The sequence below is a fragment of the Bacillus sp. SIMBA_074 genome (genome assembly GCF_046534555.1).
GTDB classification, from domain to species: Bacteria; Bacillota; Bacilli; order Bacillales; family Bacillaceae_G; genus Bacillus_A; species Bacillus_A mycoides.
Genome location: NZ_JAWRYM010001340.1, coordinates 1 through 231, shown reverse-complemented (window position 1 = coordinate 231; position 231 = coordinate 1). Strand labels below are relative to the sequence as shown.

At 72.7% G+C, this 231-nt stretch carries 1 pseudogene; it reads right to left on the bottom strand.

Annotation, left to right across the window (positions count from 1 at the left end):
• Positions 1-231 (bottom strand): annotated as a pseudogene (locus SB773_RS35060) (hypothetical protein); the annotation flags it as partial.

The following is a 231-nucleotide window of genomic DNA, read 5'->3' as shown; positions in this document are numbered from 1 at the left end:
GCGATCGCGGCACGGGCGGCGGCCTCGAGTCGCGGGCCGTGAATCCTCGCCTGCTCGCGGATCGCGCGCGGGTCGATGCCATGGTGGCGCAGCTCGTGCGCGTGCCCGATCAGCCAGTTCCCGATCGTGCGGTGGTCGGCCTCCAGGTGGAACTGCAGTGCGAGCACGGTGTCGGTGGCGAACGCCTGGTTCGGGAAGTCCGGAGTGCGGGCGAGGTGGCGGGCGCCCTCA